This is a genomic window from Cypionkella sp. (assembly GCF_036782355.1).
GTDB lineage: Bacteria > Pseudomonadota > Alphaproteobacteria > Rhodobacterales > Rhodobacteraceae > Cypionkella.
Genome location: NZ_DAIPZF010000041.1, coordinates 5,575 through 25,466, shown reverse-complemented (window position 1 = coordinate 25,466; position 19,892 = coordinate 5,575). Strand labels below are relative to the sequence as shown.

The following is a 19,892-nucleotide window of genomic DNA, read 5'->3' as shown; positions in this document are numbered from 1 at the left end:
ATGCTGCACCGCGAGCGTAGCCGTGATGTCACCCTAGCGATTTCCGGCGCGGCAGAGTGAGTCGGCGGTAAGGCTGCACATTTTTTGTCATCTGATCGCCTTTAGGTTGTGGCCAGCTTGACGGCCGTCGCCCCTAAGGCTCGGCCGCCTGCGAAAACTTATACTAAAGTGGTTAAAATTCTCTAAAGTGTATATTGTTTGTTGCAATGGGATATAGATTAACCGATGTTTAACCGGCATCGTTGGATCGGCGGGTTCTGCCTCCGTCCGATTTTCCTCTTACTTTGCGAAGCGTCCTGTTGGGTGAGTGTATTAAGTAGTTGAGGTTGTAATGTTGATGGGTGCTTCAGTTCTGTGGGGGGGCTGTGCAACTTTAATAAGTTTCGTGGTGTGTGCGCTGTTGGTTCGGTTTAAGCTGCCGTATCTGTCTGACAGTCATATGTTGGCGGATACGGCGGCCCAGCAGGCCCTGCATTCGAAGCCTACGCCGCGCATTGGTGGCGCGGCAGTGCTGCTGTCCTTTGCCGTGGTGCTGTTTTTAAACAGAGCCAATATCGAGACCGACCTGTTGCTGGCGATGCTGGCTGGGCTTGTGATCTTTGTGGCGGGTCTGAAAGAAGATATCTGTCGCAATGTCTCGCCGCGATCGCGGCTTTTGGCGGCGATGATCTCGGCCGCGGTTGCGATGGGTTTGACCGCCGAGTTCGTGCCAAGTCTGTTGCCACAGCTGGATCCTGTGTTTGGCTTTTTGCTGCTGCCGGTGCTTGTGACGCTGATCTGGTCGTCGGGCACCTGCCATGCGATGAATTTGATTGATGGGCTGAACGGGCTCTCGTCAAGCTACGCGATGGTGGCCTCTAGTGCGATTGTGGTGATCGCGATGCAAACTGGCGATGTTGATGTTCAATTTACCGGCTTGGTGCTTTGTGCGGCGCTGCTTGGGTTTTTCTTGCTGAACTGGCCCTTTGCAAAGATTTTCATGGGCGATGCGGGGGCCTATGCGATTGGCCATGCACTGGCTTGGCTGGGCATTGTGCTGATGGCGCGCAACCCGCAGCTCTCGCCGCTTGCGATGCTTTTGGTGTTGTTTTGGCCGGTGGCCGATACTGCCTTTTCGATCATGCGGCGTTGGATGCTGAAAAAAGCGATCAATCAACCTGATCGGATGCATTTTCACCATATCATGATCCGCTTGCTGGCGCGGTTGACCGGCAAGCGGCACTCTGACCCAGATTTGAATCCGCTTGCGACGCTGGCGCTGATGCCATTTTTTGCGGCGCCTGCGGTTTTGGGCGTGGTGTTTTGGAACAGCCCTCTGCTGGCGCTGCTGGCTTTGGTGGTCTTTACCGCTTTGTTTATGTTAAGCTATTGGGCCGCTGTTGGGGTTCTGGCCACGCGCAAAGCCAGCAAACCGCTGCTGGCAGAAAAGCCCCTTGCCCAAGCAGGGCTGGCCACAGCGGATGTCTCTGCCTTGGGGGGGATGTACGTGAAAGAGGCGGTATCGATTGATGTGCGCATTATGCGGATGACGCCGCAGGGGCCATGGCAGTTGATCACCCAATCAGGCGCACGGGCGGATCGTAAGTGGAGCCGTCACTTCCGCACCGACGAGGAGGCCTGGCTGTTCTTTTTGCGCACGGTCGAGGTCGATGGCGTGGCGTCGGTGCTGGGCGACCCCAAGATTGTGCCGTTCAAACAGCCGGAGCCCCAGTTGCAAGCCAGTTGAACGCGCCACAGTTTAATGGTTTCCGGCGGTTTTGACGGATGCTGACTTTGGCACGATCTTGCTTAGGATATTGCGCAACTCTCTGAAATCGAGCGGTTTTGACATTACCAGATCAGCGCCAGCGGCGCGAAAGCGTTCGACATCATCCCCCACCACCGCTGCCGTCGCCCCGACAATTGGCAGGGTCATCCCCAGCCCACGAATTTGGCGTACCAAGTCGTCACCATCAATTTCGGGCATAAACAGGTCAGTGATCAGCACATCGGGAGGATCGGCGCACATCATTTCAAGTGCCAGGCGGCCATTGCCGGCGACTTCGATCCGGCCGACAAACTTCGCCAAAAGCGCGCTTGTCACCTCGGCGACCAGCTGATTGTCTTCGGCGAGCAGAACATAAAGCTCGGGGAAGCGTGCCGCGCTGTTGTCCTTTGGCGCCACGCTTTGCTTTTGCAGCGTCTGCAAGACAATCGGATCGGGCAGTTGCATCCGATAGCCCGCGCCACCTTCGGTAGGGGCGAAATAGGTCAGGCTGCCGCCCAAAGCCTCGGCCGAAGATTTGGCGATAAACAGCCCCAGCCCGCTGCCATCAGCCTGGCTGCGCGGGTCTTGCAAGCCGCGCTCAAAGGGCTGGAACAAGCGCGTAACATCTTGCGGCTCAATGCCTATTCCGTCGTCTTGCACCGTCCAGATGCTGGTTTGCTCGGGGCCTTCCGTCATGCCAAAACCGATGATAATCTGCGTGCCCTTGGAATGGATGATGGCATTGCGCACAAGATTGGTCAGCGCCTGCCGGATGCGCATTTGATCGTTGTTGCGCAGCAGCCTTGCGCTGTCACAAAGGTTGAGCCGGATCTGCATGCCATGCTCTTGCGCCTGTGGCTCGAACATATTGCGAATTGATTCAGCCAGTTCCGCCGGTGCAAAGTTCACTTTGGTGATCGGCAGGTTCTGGGTGGGGTTCACGGTTTGGCGCATATCGGCCAGCGTTGACATCAGCTGACCGGTGGCGTCGCGCAGCTGCCGCAGGCTGGATTCCTTAAGGTTGCCATGCTCAATATCATGCACCAGCATCGAAATCACCGAAGCAGGCGTGCGCAATTCATGCGAGATGATCGAGAACAATTGCCGCTGCCGCTCTTGCCGCGAGGACAGCTCGCCCAGAGTTTCCTGCAAGGCACGCTCTTGGTCGTGTTCGGCGCTGACATCCAGCGCAAGCCCATAAGCGACCTGCTCGCCACTGGGGGCGGTTTCATACCAAAGATAGATCCGCAGCACCTGTTCGCCACCCTCCGAGGTAGCCGATTTGCGTGACAGCAGTAAAGTCACGCTGCCACATCGATTTGTTTTCAAGGCGTTGGCAATATTCTTGCGGTGCTCGCCTTCAAAGAGGTCGATGAAAAGATTGGCATTTCCCTCTGCCGGCAGGGTAAAAATGCGCTGGGTGCTGGCATCGGCGCGAAAGCGGTGATGATCCAGATTGAACGACAAAAGCCCCGTATCAGCGAAGTCACGCACCATCGACAGCCTGCGCAAAGACGCCATGCGGTGGCGCAGATCGTGCTGAATATAGGCGCGCAGGGTCGGCACCAAAACCGTCAGCAGCATGATCATGATCGAATAATGTTCAAGCATATCAGCGCTTGCGTCATGAAGGTGCGTGCTTTTGACGAAATTCCCGGTCAGCGCCGAATACATCGGCACCCCCACGATGCAGCTGCCAATCGCCAGCGGCACCGGCAGCACCACCACCATAAGCAAGGACAGGATCGCCGCATCCAGCGGGGCGTAAAGGGCAAAGCCATTGCTTTGCAGCAGCGCCAGCAGCGGAAACACCGGCGACAAAAAGATAGCGCGACGCAAAGCTGCGCGGCTTGAAATTTCTAAAATCGCCAGCAAAAAGCCCGAGACCACCGCGCCGCCGCGCAGGATCCGCTCGGTTCCCAGATGCAGAAAATCGGCGCAAAATCCTAGATCAAGCTGTGCTTGGGGCGACAAATGCTGTGCAAACTGCCAATCCAGCGCCAACTGCACAAAGGAAGACACCAAAAAAGCCGCAAAGACCCCAAGCACCGTCAAAAGATCGGCGACATAGGGCGAGATCCGATCCTCGATCAGCGTGCAAAATAAGCGGGCAGAAAAGCCCACCAACGCGCCTGCAATTAAAATAGAAAAAAATTTCAACGCGATGATCTGCGGCGTGATGGCAGCAATCTGGAACCAGTTCAGATTGTTGTCACTGGCGGGGATGGAAAACGGGATCAGATAGACCAGCGCAAAGGCGACCACCGGCACCCACAGCAGCCGCTTTGGATAAAGCAAAATCCCAATAATCATCGTAAAATGCGCGATATGGGGCGTCAGGTTCAGGGCGGGTGAGGGGTCGCCCAGCTTGGCCGCGCTATAGCTCATCATCGCGGTCCAGAAAAAGACCACGGCCAGATAGGCCATCGAAAAGAACACAGGCTTTTCAGCAAGCAGATCCCGAATGCGCATGATCCGCGATCTTTCAAAATCGCGAAACACAAAGTCATGGATAGGGATAAGACGCTGCTGGTCTGTAGTGGTCAGGCCGCCGGACAAATAGAGCTCCAATATCGCAACAAATTACTCAGGTCACAGAAGGTTAGTTTAATGCAGCCGGGGTTAAAGGTTTTACCTCTAAAGTATAATTTAAAAAATCTTAGGAATAATATTCATGCTAAAGTTGCGAAATTCACTGACCCGCTTGTGCTGCACAGCTTGCGGGATGCCTGCGGCACGCAGCTTGGACTGGCTGTGAAAGCGCGGTTACTTTCCCTCTTGAAAGAGCCAGTGTATAGTCAGAGGCACCGCCAAAGCGGCGTGGCGGGCCAGCGCGGTTTAAGGCAGATCCGTTTCATGCAGGGCGGTTTAATCCAGTGCGGTTTAATTTTGGGTGGAGGTGAGGGTGATCCAGAACTTTGTCAAAGGGATCGTCGTTGGGGGCGTTGTGGCGGGGATTGGGCTTGGGGTTATCTCGCAACTTGCGCCGATGCCACAGACCAATGCGCCGCAGCAGGTTGCCGAACCTATTCCAGCGCCTGCCATGCCAGCGCCTGCCGCGCCAGCGCCTGCCCCTGCCAGCACAGCAATCGCGCCAGCCACGCAGCCGCTGCCTGAAGCTAAGACTGCGCAACCCAGCACGCCCGCGCCCAGCCCGGCACCTCCGGCCGTTGTCAGCCTTGCGCCTGTGGTGCCGGTGCAGCCTGCTCCTGCCGTGGCTGCGCCGCAAATTGCCCTGCTGACACCGCCTGCATCAGTGCCCAGCGAACCCGCAGCTCTGCCAAAGCTGAGTGATACAGATCAGGCCCCCAAAGCCGATGCGGCCCCCGCGCCCCTGCCGGTCGAGGATGCGCTGTTGGCTCCGGCTTTAACTGCGCCAACGCCCGCCACGCCAACACCCGCCGCGCCTGTTCCCGCGCCTGCAAGCCCGAAACCCACTGTGCCCGAGCGCTTGTCGCCTGTGGCCGAGCTGCCCAAGACGGTTGACGGCGTCACCCTTGGCCGCCTGCCCAGCATTGCTGCCGCCCCTGCGGCGCAGACCGATGCGCCAGACCCCGCAGCGGACATGCCCTTGGTGAAATTTGCCCGCCCCTTTACCAATGCCGCAGGCAAGCCGCTGTTTGCGGTGGTGCTGAAAGACAGCGGTGCGGCGGATCTTGACCGTGCAGCCCTTGCCGCCTTGCCCTTTCCAATCAGCTTTGTGCTAAACCCGATGGACTCCACCGCTTCGGATGCCGAGAAGATCTATCGCGCTGGTGGGCAAGAGGTGGTGATGCTGGCCAGCGGCATTCCTCAAGGGGCGAGCCCTGCCGACCTCGAACAAAGCTTTCAGATCAATGATGCCGTGTTGCCGCAGACGGTTGTGGTTATGGATCTTGAGACCAACGGCTTTCAAGATGACCGCAGCCTCTCGACGCAGGTGGTTGCCGTGGTCAAAGCCATGGGCCGTGGCCTTTTGACCTATGATCGCGGGCTTAATCCGGCCGATCAAGTGGCGCGCCGCGAAGGCCTGCCATCGGCGATGATCTTCCGCGAGTTGGACGCGCAGAACGAGTCCGCGCCGCTGATCCGACGCTATCTGGACCGCGCGGCGTTTAAGGCCGCGCAAGAGGGGCGGGTGGTGGTGCTGGGCTCGACCAACCTCGAGACCATCACTGCGCTGATGGAATGGGCCGTCGAGGGGCGCGGGGCTTCGGTGGCGCTGGCGCCGATCTCAGCGGTTCTGAGCAAGTAGCGCGGCACCACGATGTCGTTGCCGCTGACCTTGCTGGTGATCTCGGGCTTGGGGGTCTTTGCTGCTTGGGCCGCGCAATCGCCCGAGCTTTTGGTGATGGCAGGGCCAGCGATGCTGCTTAGTTTCTGGGCCTGGATCAAGAGCCTGCTTGCCCGTTTTGTGCCGCCGCGCAATCTGATTGTGGTGGATGGCTCGAATGTGTTGTTTTGGCGTGAGAATACCCCTCAGATCGCAACGCTGATCGAGGTGCTGCGCAGGCTTGAGGCGCGTGGCTTTTTGCCTGGCGTGGTGTTTGATGCCAATGCGGGCCATTTGGTTACGGGCAAATTCCAAGACGAGGCCAGCTTTGCCGCGCTTTTGGATTTGCCTCAAGACCGCGTACGCGTGGTTGATAAATCCACACCCGCCGATCCTGTAGTGCTTGAAACCGCACGCAAATATGGCGTGCAGGTGGTAAGCAATGACCGCTTTCGCGATTGGGCCGACCGCTTCCCAGAGGTGAATGACCCCAAGCACATCCGCCGCGGTGGCTATGATGCAGAGGGGCTTTGGCTGGATTAAGCCCTAGCGGTTGCCGCGGGTGGAAAACAGCCCCGCATCCTCGGCCGCGCGGCGCAGGGCAAAGGATTTGTTGACGGTCTCTTGATACTCGGCCTCGGGGTCGCTGTCATAGACCACGCCGCCGCCGGCTTGAATGTAAAGCTGGGCATCTTTCAACACCGCCGTGCGCAGCGCGATGCAAAAGTCCATCTCGCCGTTGCAGGCGAAATAGCCGACACCGCCGCCATAGACGCCGCGCTTTTCGGGTTCCAGCTCGTCGATGATCTCCATCGCGCGCACCTTTGGCGCCCCCGAAACCGTGCCCGCAGGCAGGCCCGCCAGCAGCGCCGACAGCGCGTCTTCGCCATCAGCAAGCTCGCCCACCACATTCGAGACGATATGCATCACATGGCTATAGCGTTCGATGATGAACTTCTCGGTCGGATGCACCGTGCCGACCTTTGCCACCCGGCCCACATCATTGCGGCCCAGATCCAGCAGCATCAGATGTTCGGCCAGTTCCTTTTTGTCCGACAAAAGGTCTAACTCCAGCGCCTTGTCTTCCTCGGGCGTGACGCCGCGTTTGCGGGTGCCTGCGATGGGGCGCACCGTCACCTCGCCTTCGCGCAGGCGCACAAGGATCTCGGGGCTGGCGCCTACAACCTGAAAGCCGCCAAAGTTGAAAAAGAACATAAAGGGCGAGGGGTTGGTGCGGCGCAAGGATCGGTAAAGCGCAAAGGGCGCATATTCAAACCGCTGCGTCCAGCGCTGCGAGGGCACCACCTGAAAGATATCGCCGGCGCGGATGTAATCCTTGGCCTTTTCGACCGCGGCCTTATAGCCTTCATGGCTAAAGTTCGAGGTCATCTCGCCAACAGGGCCCGCATCGCCCAGATCGCGCGGTGCGGCAGGGGCGCGGTCCAGATCGCGCAGCGCGTCCATCACCCGCTCGGCTGCCTGAGCATAGGCCGCACGCGCCGAAAGCCCTGATGCTGCCCAAGCTGGGGCCACCAGCGTCACCTCACCCTTCACCCCGTCCAGCACCGCCACCAGCGACGGCCGCATCAACACGGCATCGGGCAGGCCCAGCGGGTCGGGGTTCACATTCGGCAAATGCTCGACCAGACGGATCATGTCATAGCCCAGATAGCCAAACAGACCCGAGGCCACCGGCGGCATGCCAGCAGGCAGATCCATCCGGCTTTCGGCGATCAGGTCGCGCATGGTTTGCAAGGGGTCGCCGTCCAGCGGGGTAAAGGCCTGCGGGTCAAAGCGGGCCTCGCGGTTGATCCGGCTTTGCGCGCCGTGGCATTGCCAGATCAGATCGGGTTTCATGCCCACAACCGAATAGCGGCCGCGCACTTCGCCGCCTGTCACCGATTCCAACATGAAAGTATCGCTGCGCGCCTCGCCCAGCTTCAGCATCAAGGACACCGGCGTATCCAGATCAGCCGCCAGACGGGCATAGACCATCTGGTTTTTACCTTGCAGCCAAGCCTGTTCAAAGGCTTCAAAGGAGGGCAAAAGTTTCATCGCTTGGCCTTAGTTGGTGATTTGGGCGTTAACGGCGTTGATCATGCTTTGATCCAGCGAAATGCCCGCTTCGGCGGTCAGGGCGCGGGTATAAAGCTGCAAGACGTCATCGCTGATCGAGCGCGCGCCATTGCTGTCGATCGCCGCACGGATCGCGGCAAGCGCTTCGCTGTCGCTGGGGGCGGCGGTGATGCTGTTCAGCTGCAAGACGGCGATATAGGCCTGATCTTGGATCACGCGCAGATCGTTTGGCTGCATCTCGAAGGCAGCTGCGACGACAGCATTTGGGGTCTGGGGCAGGCGGGTCTGACGATCGACAGCGGCGCTGCGCGAAACGATGCCAAAGCTGCCAAGGCTGCTACCAGATTCTACGGCGGTTTTGATCCGATCTGCCTCTGCCGACAGAGCAGCAGCAAGCGCCTCGGCGCGCGCGGCGGTGGTCACTTGATCCTTCACGCTGTCAAAGGCGCGTGGGGCAGGTGGCAGGATGCTGTCAAGTTGCAGCGCGATCACGCCTCCCGACGACAGCAGAATGGCTTGCGGGTAATCGCCCTCGGCCAGTTTCGCAGCGGCATCGATAAAAGCCTTATCGGCGGTGATGGGGTCGTTATCCTCAGCGCCAGCTGCGTAATCGGTGCTGCTCAGGCTTAGGCCTTGTTCTTTGGCCAAATCGGCCAAGCTTGCCCCGCCTGCCAAAGCGTCATCAATCGCATTGACCTTATCGGCAATCGCCTTCACCGCGGCCTCGGTTTGAAGCTCTTTGGCCAGATCGGGCTTGGCTTGTTCGAAGGTGGTTTCTTGCTTGGCCAGAATTGCGTTCATCCGAAACAGCGCGGGGCCAACTGTAGAGTTCAACGGACCAACCACCCCCGGCTCGGTCATCGCAAAGACCGCAGCGCCGGCATCGCCCAGTTGCGATTGCGAGACATCGCCCAAATCGACATCGGCCAGTGTCAGCTTGCGCTCTTGTACCAGCGTCTCAAAGCTTGTGCCCGCGTCAATCCGTGCCTTGGCGGCGGCGGCATCGGCTTCGGTGGCAAAGCCCAAACGCTCGACCAGCCGCTTTTCGGGGATCACAAATTCCGACAACCGGCTTTGATAGATCTGCTGTAGCTTGGCGTCATCAACGGGCATATCGGCGGCAATGTCGTCAGGCAGCAGGGCGGCATAGGAAATCCGCTTGGCCTCGGGGCGGGTGTAATCGGCGATATGGGTGGTGTAATAGGCCTGCAAAGCCGCGGCATCAGGCTCGGCCAGCGGCATTGGCAGTGATTTTTCGCGCAGCACCAGCAGTGAAAGTCCGCGCTGCTCGCCTGCCCAAGCGGCCACAGTGTCGATCAAAGTGGCAGGCGTGGTCAGCCCCGAGCCAACCGAGGTTTGCAGCAGTTGACGCGCGGTGTCGGCGCGAATTCCTGCCTCAAACGCGGCCTTGGTCAGATTGTTTTGCTTGAGAACCTGATCGTAGATAACCGGATCAATTTTACCATCTACGCCTTTGAAGGCATTGATTTCATTTAGTTTAACAAGAATGCTCTTGTCGCCGACTGACAGGCCGATGCGGGCGGCCTCATTGTCAAGCGCTGCATTGTCGATCACCGATTGCAGCACCTGCTTGTCCAAGCCAAAGGCCTGCGCCATCTGGAAGGTCAGAGGCTGGCCCATCTGCTGAGACATCGCGCTCATCTGGGTGCGCAGCGCGCGGGCATAGTCCTCGGCCGAGATCTTTTGCGCCCCGACCGCGCCAATCGAGCTGGCACCGCCGCCAAAATTGGTCACACCAAAGCCGCCAAGCCCGCCGATCAGCATGGCCATTAAGATCCAAGCCATCACCGAAGCGCCGCGGCGCTTTTTCTTTGGGGTTTCGTCGTCGGTCTGCGGTGCCTTGGCCATGGTTCTGCCTACTGATGAAATCTTTGCAACTGTCTAAGCGGTTGAGGCAATGGGGGCAAGGCTTGCCGCGCGGCTTGTGAGCTTTGCCGCCAAATTGTCTAGCCCGCGCCCAAAACCACAGCGATTTGATAGGTGGCAAAAGATCCCAAATAGGCCAGCGCCAGCATGTAGAAAAACGTTACCCACATCCATTTCCAGCCGCCAGTTTCGCGCCGGATCACCGCCAGCGTCGAGGCGCATTGTGGCGCGAAAATATACCAGACCAGCAAAGACAGCGCTGTGGCAAGGCTCCAGCTTTGCGCCAGCACCGGGCCGATCAGCTGGCTGCCGGCACCACCGTCTTGAATTGCGTAGACCGTACCAAGCGCGGCTACGGCCACCTCGCGCGCGGCCATGCCGGGCACCAAGGCGATGCTGATTTGCCAGTTAAAGCCCAATGGCGCCAGCACAGGTTCGATAAAATGCCCGATCATCGCGGCATAGCTCGATAGGATCGCAGGTTCGGTTGACCCCAGCGGCGCGCGCGGAAATGTTGCCAGCACCCAGATCACCACCATCATCGAAAAGATTGTAGTTCCAGCACGTTGCAAGAAGATCTTCGCCCGCGTCATCAGCCCGATCGCAAGGCTGCGCGGTCGCGGCATTTTGTAATCGGGCAGTTCCAGCATGAAAGGCGGCGCGGGTTGTCGGCGCCAAAACAGGAATTTGGCCACAAAAGACACCCCCAAAGCCGCTGCAATGCCCGCCGAATACAGCGCAAACATCACCAGCCCCTGCAAGCTGAACAGCCCCCAAACCTCGCGCTGCGGAATAAAGGCCGAGATGATCAGCGTATAAACCGGAATCCGCGCCGAGCAGGTCATCAAGGGGGCCACCAGAATGGTGGTCAGCCGGTCGCGGCGATTGTCGATCACCCTTGCGGCCATAATACCAGGGATGGCGCAGGCAAAGCTGGACAACAGCGGAATAAACGCCCGCCCATGCAGCCCCGCGCCGCCCATGATGCGGTCCATCAAAAACGCCGCCCGCGCCATATAGCCAAGGTCTTCCAGCAGCAGGATAAAAAAGAACAGGATCAGGATCTGCGGCATGAAGACCAAAACACTGCCAACACCCGAAATCACCCCGTCTTGTACGAAATCAGACAGCAGCCCCGCCGGCAGAGTTTGGCGCAAGACCAGACTTATCATCTCAAATCCGGTTGTGATCGCCTGCATGGCGGGCTGTGCCCAAGCGAAAACCGCCTGAAACATCACAAACAAAATAGCCAGCAAAATCAGCAGCCCCGCCACAGGATGCAGCAGCACCGCATCAATGCGGGTGGTCAGAGTGTCAGGCTTTTCAGGCTCGCGCACAGCCGCCGCGATCATCGCATCCGCCGCGCGGTGGTTTTTGCGCAGATCGGCGGCCGAAGGCGGTGCCCAAGTGTTCGCAAGTGGCGCTGCAATGCCCGCGCTGACCAAGGCGTCAAGCCTTGCCCAAACCGCATCCAGCCCGCCCTTGCGCACCGAAGTCGCGGTGACCACCGGCGCGCCAATCGCCTGCGACAGCGCCTCGGTGTCAATCTGAATGCCGCGCCAGCGCGCGATGTCGATCATATTCAGCACCAGCAAAAGCGGCCTGCCGGTCTGGCGCAGCTCGAGCGCAAGCCGCAGACCTGATCGCATCGAGCTGGCATCAATCACCACCAACAACAGATCGGGGCTGGCCTCGCCTGCGCGCTGGCCCAGCACCATATCGCGGGTGACTTCCTCGTCAGGACTGCGCGCGCGCAAGGAATAGGTGCCCGGCAGATCGACAATATCAAGCGTCACGCCAAGTGGCGTGCGCGCTTGGCCTGATTTCCGCTCGACCGTCACGCCGGAATAATTGCCAACCTTTTGCCGACTGCCGGTCAGCGCGTTGAACAGCGCGGTCTTGCCACAGTTTGGCGCGCCGACAAGGGCAAAGCGCAGGTCTTTGGTCGCTGGGTGATCTGACACGCCGTAAATTCCTTTGTGGGCCCCGCGCAGAGCTTACTCTGTCAAGATAGCCATAGCTTCTCGCCGCCGCAAAGCGACAGTGGCCCCATTGATCCGCACCGCAATCGGGTCGCGGCCAAACAGGCCTTCGTGCAAGATCTGCACCTGCGCGCCCTCGATAAAGCCAAGCTCGATCAGCCGGCGCTCCATCTCGGCGGCGGGCAGTTGGCCTTGGCTGTCTTGCACGCAGATGCTGTGAATGCGCCCCAAGAACCCCTTTGGCGCCAGCCCAAGCGGAAGATGCGGCGCGACAGCAAAGGGTGGGTTCAAGGTCATAAATTTTCCTGCCAGCGCGGAGCGTTCTGATGCCATAAACACTATTCCGACAAATATAGTCAAGATATTATTCGCACGCCGGTTCGGGATCTTAGCCGCCCGCCTGATGCCCGCGCAAGGAGTGCAAAAGTGCTTCTTTCGCTGTGGCCAGATGAGCGCGAGCAGCCTGCACCGCCTGTTCGGCCTCGCGGGCCTCTAGCGCTGTGATGATTTGCAAATGTTCGCGAATTGCTGCGGCGTTTCTATGGCGTTCTAGGGTTTTATCCCATTGATAATGATAGTGAAAGATCAGCCGGATTGCCTTTTGAAATTGCGTGACAAAGCGGTTGGGCACCGCAGAGTTGATCAGAGCGTGAAACCGGCCGTCCAGCGCCGAGAAGTCGTGAAAATCTGTCTCAAGTCGGGCCCAAAGCGCCAGATGTTCGGCCTTGATTGCGCTCAGATCTGCCCAAACCTGATGCGCAGGCGGCAGGGTGACCAGATGACGAATGGCATGCAGCTCTAACACTTGGCGAAAATCTGACAGGTCCAGCGCATAATCTGCGGTAAAGCCCAAAAGCCGCCAGCCGCCGCGGGGCCGGCGTTCAACCAGCCCGGATTGGCTTAGGCTGGCCAAAAATTCGGCCAGCACATGTGGTGGGGCGTTAAATTGGCGTGACAGCTGCGTGACATTCAGGCTGGTGCCTGCGGCGACGTCAAAGCGCAGCACCCAGTCTAGAAAGCGAGCTTCAAGCGCATCGTGGCTGATGTAGTCATCGCGCAGCGCCAAAGCGTCCGAGGCCAAGGGCTGTCGCAGCAGGGTCTTGTCGCGCCCGATGATCTGCACAATCCCCGCGCTGGCCAACCGCGCCAGCACCGCCCGCACCACCGTGCGCGACACCCCCAAAGCCGCCGCAAGCTTGACCTCTGACATCAAGCTGGCGCCGATGGGCAGGGGGGCAAGCAGATCAAGCAGGCTGTTATAGGCCTGTCGCAATCGGGCATCGGTGCGGGCCAAGGCGGGCTCCTGTTTATATCGGCTTCAGAATTAAAAACAGTTGTCAGGGCGGGCGGCTCTGGCCATTCTGTCTTTAATGATAAAAACCAATAAGCTGCGAGTCGAGCGTGAATGTGCTGACAGCGCTTTTCTTAGCCCGAGGCCCCGATGCCGCTGACCCTGCGCCTGCACCCCCAAGATAATGTTGATATCGCCCTTGCCGATCTGGCCGCAGGCAGCGAAAGCCTTGGCGTCCTGCTGTCCGAGCGGATCGCGCGCGGCCACAAGCTTGCCAATCGGGCGATTGCGCAGGGGGCAGCGATCACCCGCTATGGCCAGATCATCGGCGCAGCGACCCAAGCGATTGCAGCGGGCGCGCATGTGCATGTCCACAATATCGCAATGACCGACCATCGGCAGGATTATGACTTTGCAGCCGCCGCTGTGCCGCTGCAACCGGCCGACACCCCGCGCAGCTTTCAAGGCTATCACCGCGCCGATGGGGCGGTGGGCACGCGCAATTATCTGGGGGTTTTGACCTCGGTGAACTGCTCAGGCTCGGTGGCGCGCTTTATTGCTGAGGAGGCCGAAAAGACCGATTGGTTCAAGGCTTTGACCAATATCGACGGTATTGTGCCGATTGCCCATGCCTCGGGCTGTGGCATGTCGGGGTCGGATGAGGGCTACGCCACCTTGATGCGCACCCTGCAAGGCTATGCGCGCAACCCGAATTTTGGCGGCATTCTGCTGGTGGGTTTGGGCTGCGAGGTGATGCAACTGCCTGATCTGCTTGGCAAAGGCCGGATGCGTGCCGACAATAACTTTCGTCATCTGACCATTCAGGCCGAAGGCGGCACCCGTCGCACCGTCGAACGCGGGGTCGAGGCGCTGCGCGAAATGGCGCTGGTGGCAAATGCCTGCACGCGCGCGCCCGCGCCATTGTCGGCGCTGGTCATTGGCATGCAATGCGGCGGTTCGGATGGCTATTCGGGCATCACCGCCAACCCCGCACTTGGCATCGCCTCGGATCTGCTGGTCAGCCACGGCGGCACCACCATTCTGTCAGAAACCACCGAGATTTACGGCGCAGAACATCTTCTGACCCGCCGCGCGATAAGCGCCGAGGTCGGCGAAAAGCTGATTGCCCGCATTCGCTGGTGGGAGGATTACACCGCGCGCAACAAGGGCGAGATGAACAACAACCCAAGCCCCGGCAACAAACGCGGTGGGCTGACGACGATTTTGGAAAAATCGCTGGGCGCGGTGGCCAAGGGCGGCTCGGCACCGCTGACGGATGTCTATCTCTTTGCCGAACAGATCACCCAAAAGGGCTTCGTTTTCATGGATAGCCCCGGCTATGACCCCTGCTCGGTGACGGGGCAGGTGGCAAGTGGCGCGAATTTGATCGTCTTTACCACCGGACGCGGCTCGGTTTCGGGCTACAAACCCGTGCCCTGCCTGAAAGTCGCAACCAACTCTGAACTTTATCGCCATATGCCCGAGGATATGGATCTGAACACCGGCGATATCATCGAAAACGGCGTCACTCTGGCCGAGAAGGGCCGCGAGATGTTCGAGATGTTTATCCGTGTGGCCAGCGGTGAGGTGACGAAATCCGAAGCCTTGGGCTTTGGCGGCGCGGAATTCGTGCCTTGGCAGATCGGCGCAGTGATGTAGTCTGCGCGCAACGCATAAGGGAGCAGGCAAATGGCACGGTTAAGCGGCAAGACGGCTTTGGTCACGGCAGCAGGGCAGGGCATTGGGCGGGCCTCGGCGCTGGCGATGGCGCGCGAGGGGGCAAAAGTGATTGCCACCGATATCAACGCAGCGGCTTTGGCCGAATTGGCGGCCGAGGGGATGCAAACGCATCTGTTGGATGTGCGCGATCCGGCGGCGGTCAGCGCGCTTGCGGCCAAGCTGGGCGCAGTGGATGTGCTGTTCAATTGCGCGGGCTTTGTTGGCCATGGCAGCATTCTGGACTGTTCTGAGGACGATTGGGCGTTTTCTTTTGATCTGAACGTCACCGCTATGTACCGAATGAACAAGGCGTTTTTGCCGGCGATGCTGGCGGCGGGCGGCGGGTCGATCATCAATATGGCCTCGGTTGCCTCTTCGATCATCGCCGCGCCCAATCGGTTTGTCTATGGCGCCACCAAAGCCGCCGTCATCGGCATGACCAAGGCAATCGCGGCCGATTTCATCACCCAAGGCATCCGCTGCAATGCTGTCTGCCCGGGCACGGTTGATACGCCGTCCTTGCAAGACCGCATGCGCGCGGGCGGCGATTACGAGACCGCGCGCAAGGGCTTTCTTGCCCGCCAACCCACGGGTAAGCTGGCGCAGGCCGAAGACATCGCCGGTTTGGTGGTGTTTCTGGCCTCGGACGACTCGGCTTTTGTGACGGGCGTTGCGCATGTGATCGACGGCGGTTGGGCCAATATCTGAAAGGACGCTTTATGAAACTACTTCGTCACGGCCCCGCAGGGGCTGAACGCCCCGGCCTGATGCACAGCGATGGCACCCTGCGCGATCTGTCTGGCGTTGTCGCCGATATTGGCGGCGATGTGCTGTCGGATGCGGGGCTTGCCAAGCTGCGCGCGCTGGATGCAGGCGCGCTGCCGGTGGTTGCGGCTGGCACGCGGCTGGGGGCTTGCGTGGCGGGCACCGGCAAATTCATCTGCATCGGTTTGAACTACGCCGATCACGCCGCAGAATCGGGCATGGCGGTGCCGCCTGAACCTGTGGTCTTTATGAAGGCCACCTCGGCGATCTGCGGCCCGGATGATCCGATCATCATCCCGCGCACCTCGGTCAAGACCGATTGGGAGGTCGAGCTTGCGGTGATCATCGGCACCAAGGCGAAATATGTCAGCGAAGCCGATGCGATGGCGCATGTCGCGGGCTATTGCGTCAGCAATGACGTCAGCGAGCGCGCTTTTCAGACCGAGCGCGCGGGCCAATGGACCAAGGGCAAATCTTGCGACAACTTTGGCCAGATCGGGCCTTGGCTGGTAACGCGCGACGAGGTTGGCGATCCGCAGAACCTGAAAATGTGGCTGACGGTGAACGGGCAAAGCATGCAAAACGGCTCGACCAAAACCATGGTCTACGGCGTGGCGCATGTGGTCAGCTATCTGTCGCAGTTCATGACGCTGCATCCGGGCGATGTGATCTCGACCGGCACCCCGCCCGGAGTTGGCATGGGCATGAAGCCGCCGCGCTATCTGGTGGCGGGCGATGTGGTGGAATTGGGCATCGAAGGCCTGGGCCAACAGCGCCAAGATGTGATCGCAGATTAAGCCCGCAGGGTTTTGATATATCAGGAAAATCCCTACCAGAACTGGCAGGGATTTTTCACAGTTTCAGCGCAGACGGATTTCCGAGCTGGCATCAAAGGCCAAAAGATGTGCCGGATCAAAGCGCAGGCCCACCATGGTGCCGGGTTTGATCACAGTATCGCCGCGCGCCTCGATCACCAGCTTTTCGCCGCTGCTGGCGGTCAGATGCAGGAACGACACACCGCCAAGCGCTTCGGTCATCTCGACGCGGTGGGTGCTTGCATGGGCGTCAATCTCCAGATGCTGCGGGCGCAGACCAAGGGTCAGCGGCGCGCCCAAAGGAGGCAGCCTGACCGCGATCGGCAGCGCGCCGCCAAGACCGGCTGCATCAACCTGACCTGCACCGCTGACCCGTGCCGAGATGAAGTTCATCGCGGGCGAGCCGATAAAGCCTGCAACGAATTTATTGTCGGGGTCGCGGTACAGATCCAAAGGTGCCCCCACCTGTTCGATCCGCCCCGCGCGCAGCACCACGATCTTGTCGGCCAGCGTCATCGCCTCGACCTGATCATGGGTGACATAGATCATCGTCGCACCGATTTCGCGGTGCAGTCGCGCGATTTCCACCCGCATTTCCACCCGCAATTCGGCATCAAGGTTCGAGAGCGGCTCGTCAAACAAGAACACCTCGGGGCCACGCACAATCGCGCGCCCGATGGCGACGCGCTGGCGCTGACCGCCCGACAAGGCCTTGGGTTTGCGCGATAAATAATCGTCCAGCTTTAAAATCCGGCTGGCCTCTGCCACCTTTTGCGCCACATCCGCCTTGGCATGGCCAGTCATTTTCAGGCCAAAGCCCATGTTTTCGGCCACCGTCATATGCGGATAAAGCGCATAGGTTTGAAACACCATTGCCACGCCGCGCTCGGCTGGATCCATGCTGGTGACATCGCGCGCGCCGATCTTCATGCTGCCCGAGGTGGTCACCTCTAGCCCCGCCACCATGCGCAACAATGTTGACTTGCCGCAGCCTGATGGCCCGACAAAGACGCAAAACTCGCCGTCATTGACCTGTAAATCGACGCCGTGAATGACTTGGATGTCGCCGTATTTCTTGACGACATTGTTCAGAACAACCTCTGCCATAACTCTCTCCCTGTTCCTAATTTTGTTCTGGAAAGCGCCAGCTTTCCGCTTCGGCGGCAATCTGCGCCGCGGTGTCTTTGATGCGGGGGGATTGCGCCTCGAGCGCGGCCAGCGTGGTGCGGCTGGTGGTCGAGGTCATCGACAAAGCCCCCAGCACCCGCCCCGAGCGGCTGCGAATCGGCACAGCGCAGCAGATGATTCCCGGCTCGTGTTCTTCGCGGTCAAAGGCATGACCACGGTCGCGGATCGCCCCCAGTTCGGTCAGCAGTTTGGCGGCGCTGTCCAAGGTGTGGGGGGTAAAGCGGTGAAAGGATTGACGCGCAATTGCCGCCTGCACGGCGGGGTCGGGCATGAAGGCCAGCATCGCTTTGCCCACCCCCGTGCAATAGGCCGGACCCACCTTTCCGGCGGAGGAAAACATCTCGACCGGCTGGGTGGCGTTGCGCTTGTCGACATAAAGAACCTGGCCCTGATCCATCTGCGCAAGATGGATGGTTTCGCCAGATTCTGCTGCTAAATCATCAATATAGCGCCGCGCAAGTGGCGCAAGCGAGCTTTGCTGCCACGCCGAATGTGCCAGCCGCACCAGCCGCACCCCCAGCGAATAGGTGCCGCGATCTTCGTCATAGCCCAGCATGCCTTGGTTGGTCAGCGTCTGCAAAAACCGATAGAGCGTGGCCTTGGGATAGGTCTTTTGCGCCAGCAATTCTGAAAAGCGCACCGGGCGGTTTGCCTGTGCAACCATGTCCAGCACATCCAGCGCCTTGCCCACCGTTCCATCCGAGCCTGCGTCTTGCGTCATCGTGCCAAACCCTTTTCTGCGCTGTTGACAGCTTAGACGATACGCCGCATAGTTTTCAATATTCAAGACTAAGTTTCAACTAATGGAACCAAAGGGAGGAAACCATGGTTCGTTTCACCAAAGGGGCGCTTGCTGTTGTGGCAACGCTGATGATGTCTGGCTCGGCTTTTGCCGAACAGCGCGTGCTGAAATACAACGCAGACTTTGACGCGACGCCGCTGGCAGGGATGCAAGCGCTGATCGCCGATTTCGAAGCGGCCAACCCCGATATCAAGGTCGAGCTGAACAACTTTGACCACGAAGGCTATAAAACCGCGATCCGCAACTTTTTGACCGCTGACAGCCCAGATCTTGCCAACTGGTATGCCGGCAACCGGATGGCGCCCTTTGTCGCTGCGGGCCAGTTTCAGGATGTGACCGACGTTTGGGATGCCAACAATCTGGGCGATGCGCTGGGGGCGACCAAAGCCTCGATGACCATCGACGGCAAACAGTGGGGCGTGCCCTATACCTATTACCAGTGGGGCATCTATTTTAACCGCGACGCCTATAAGGCGGCCGGTGCAGAAGAGCCAAAGAACTGGGAAGAGTTCGTTGCCAATTGCGACAAGTTCAAAGCCGCTGGCATTGACTGTCTGACCACCGGCACCAAGGCGCTGTGGCCCGGGGCAGGGATCTTTGATTACCTTGATATGCGCGTCAACGGTTACGAATTCCACATGGATCTGACCGCGGGCAAAGTGTCTTGGACCGATGATCGCGTTCGCAACGTGTTCAAAGAATGGGCCCGCATTCAGCCCTTTATCACCGCCAATGCCTCGGCGATTGATTGGCAAGATGCAGCGGCTTTGCTGGTGCAGGGCAAGGCTGCCAACTATGTGATGGGCAACTTTGCGGTGGCGACCTTTAAGCAAGGCGGCATGACAAATGACAATCTGGGCTTTATGGTCTTCCCAGAAATCACCCCCGGACTGCCGCGTGCTGAAGAGGCACCAACCGACACCATCCATATTCCGGCTGGTGCAAAGAACGTGGCCGATGCCAAGACCTTCTTGGCCTATGTCGCCTCGGCTGATGCGCAAACCAAGCTGAACGCCACCTTGGGCCAGCTGCCCACCAACAAGAACGCAACCGTAGATGCCTCCGATCCCTATATCTCGGCCGGTTTTGCTGAATTGTCTTCGGCCTATGCGCTGGCGCAGTTCTTTGACCGCGATGCGCCTGCTGAAATGGCAAAGGCTGGCATGGAGGGCTTCCAAGAGTTCATGGCCAAGCCAGAGCGTCTGGACGCGATCCTTGAGCGTTTGGAAAAGACCCGTCTGCAAGTCTATAAGTAAGCCTTGCTGCACACAACAGATCGGGCGGCGCGCAACCGCCGCCCGATTTTTTTCACCCCTATCTTCCGCGTGAACTAACAAGAGGCCCGCCATGACAGCCCCGATTTCTGGC

15 protein-coding genes are annotated in these 19,892 nt (G+C 59.4%); 7 read left to right on the top strand and 8 right to left on the bottom strand.

Annotated features, from left to right (window positions below; all coding sequences use genetic code 11):
• The first annotated feature begins 439 nt into the window (after positions 1-439).
• Complete coding sequence (locus V7Q10_RS13565; RefSeq protein ID WP_333869657.1) at positions 440-1,726, top strand: MraY family glycosyltransferase; 1,287 nt, start codon at positions 440-442, stop codon at positions 1,724-1,726.
• 12 nt (positions 1,727-1,738) lie between these two features.
• Here V7Q10_RS13565 and V7Q10_RS13560 read toward each other — a convergent pair whose 3' ends face one another.
• Positions 1,739-4,219 (bottom strand): ATP-binding protein, encoded by a 2,481-nt coding sequence (locus V7Q10_RS13560; RefSeq protein WP_333869656.1) that lies wholly within the window; start codon positions 4,217-4,219, stop codon positions 1,739-1,741.
• Between the two features lie 433 nt (positions 4,220-4,652).
• Between V7Q10_RS13560 and V7Q10_RS13555 the strand changes: the two genes are divergently transcribed.
• A complete protein-coding gene (locus V7Q10_RS13555) occupies positions 4,653-5,981 on the top strand; it encodes a divergent polysaccharide deacetylase family protein (RefSeq protein ID WP_333869654.1) in 1,329 nt (442 codons plus the stop codon).
• Positions 5,982-5,993: 12 nt separating this feature from the next.
• Complete coding sequence (locus V7Q10_RS13550; RefSeq protein WP_333869653.1) at positions 5,994-6,542, top strand: NYN domain-containing protein; 549 nt, start codon at positions 5,994-5,996, stop codon at positions 6,540-6,542.
• 3 nt (positions 6,543-6,545) lie between these two features.
• Here the strand turns inward: V7Q10_RS13550 and trpE are convergent, their stop codons facing one another.
• From trpE to V7Q10_RS13525, 5 genes are all read right to left on the bottom strand, one after another.
• Positions 6,546-8,054, bottom strand: coding sequence for an anthranilate synthase component I (gene trpE, locus V7Q10_RS13545; protein ID WP_333869652.1), 1,509 nt, complete (start codon positions 8,052-8,054; stop codon positions 6,546-6,548).
• Positions 8,055-8,063: 9 nt separating this feature from the next.
• Positions 8,064-9,944: a peptidylprolyl isomerase gene (locus tag V7Q10_RS13540; RefSeq protein ID WP_333869650.1), complete on the bottom strand. Its 1,881-nt coding sequence runs from the start codon at positions 9,942-9,944 to the stop codon at positions 8,064-8,066.
• 98 nt (positions 9,945-10,042) lie between these two features.
• Entirely contained in the window at positions 10,043-11,926 is a 1,884-nt protein-coding gene (feoB, locus tag V7Q10_RS13535) for a ferrous iron transporter B (RefSeq protein ID WP_333869649.1), read from the bottom strand.
• A 33-nt stretch (positions 11,927-11,959) separates the two neighbouring features.
• On the bottom strand, positions 11,960-12,241 hold the full coding sequence (locus V7Q10_RS13530) for a FeoA family protein (protein ID WP_333869648.1): 282 nt from the start codon (positions 12,239-12,241) through the stop codon (positions 11,960-11,962).
• A 91-nt stretch (positions 12,242-12,332) separates the two neighbouring features.
• Positions 12,333-13,238, bottom strand: a complete 906-nt coding sequence (locus V7Q10_RS13525; RefSeq protein ID WP_333869647.1) for a GntR family transcriptional regulator — start codon at positions 13,236-13,238, stop codon at positions 12,333-12,335.
• A gap of 147 nt (positions 13,239-13,385) precedes the next feature.
• Between V7Q10_RS13525 and V7Q10_RS13520 the strand changes: the two genes are divergently transcribed.
• Genes V7Q10_RS13520 through V7Q10_RS13510 form a run of 3 tightly spaced genes read left to right on the top strand, consistent with a single transcriptional unit; the run spans position 13,386 to position 16,516 of the window.
• Positions 13,386-14,894 (top strand): UxaA family hydrolase, encoded by a 1,509-nt coding sequence (locus V7Q10_RS13520; protein ID WP_333869646.1) that lies wholly within the window; start codon positions 13,386-13,388, stop codon positions 14,892-14,894.
• Positions 14,895-14,924: 30 nt separating this feature from the next.
• Entirely contained in the window at positions 14,925-15,662 is a 738-nt protein-coding gene (locus tag V7Q10_RS13515) for an SDR family oxidoreductase (protein WP_333869645.1), read from the top strand.
• A gap of 11 nt (positions 15,663-15,673) precedes the next feature.
• Positions 15,674-16,516 (top strand): fumarylacetoacetate hydrolase family protein, encoded by an 843-nt coding sequence (locus V7Q10_RS13510; RefSeq protein ID WP_333869644.1) that lies wholly within the window; start codon positions 15,674-15,676, stop codon positions 16,514-16,516.
• A gap of 63 nt (positions 16,517-16,579) precedes the next feature.
• Here V7Q10_RS13510 and V7Q10_RS13505 read toward each other — a convergent pair whose 3' ends face one another.
• Positions 16,580-17,641, bottom strand: coding sequence for an ABC transporter ATP-binding protein (locus V7Q10_RS13505; protein ID WP_333869643.1), 1,062 nt, complete (start codon positions 17,639-17,641; stop codon positions 16,580-16,582).
• A 16-nt stretch (positions 17,642-17,657) separates the two neighbouring features.
• Entirely contained in the window at positions 17,658-18,443 is a 786-nt protein-coding gene (locus tag V7Q10_RS13500) for an IclR family transcriptional regulator (protein ID WP_333869642.1), read from the bottom strand.
• 104 nt (positions 18,444-18,547) lie between these two features.
• Between V7Q10_RS13500 and V7Q10_RS13495 the strand changes: the two genes are divergently transcribed.
• Positions 18,548-19,780: an ABC transporter substrate-binding protein gene (locus V7Q10_RS13495; protein ID WP_333869641.1), complete on the top strand. Its 1,233-nt coding sequence runs from the start codon at positions 18,548-18,550 to the stop codon at positions 19,778-19,780.
• Positions 19,781-19,892 lie beyond the last annotated feature (112 nt).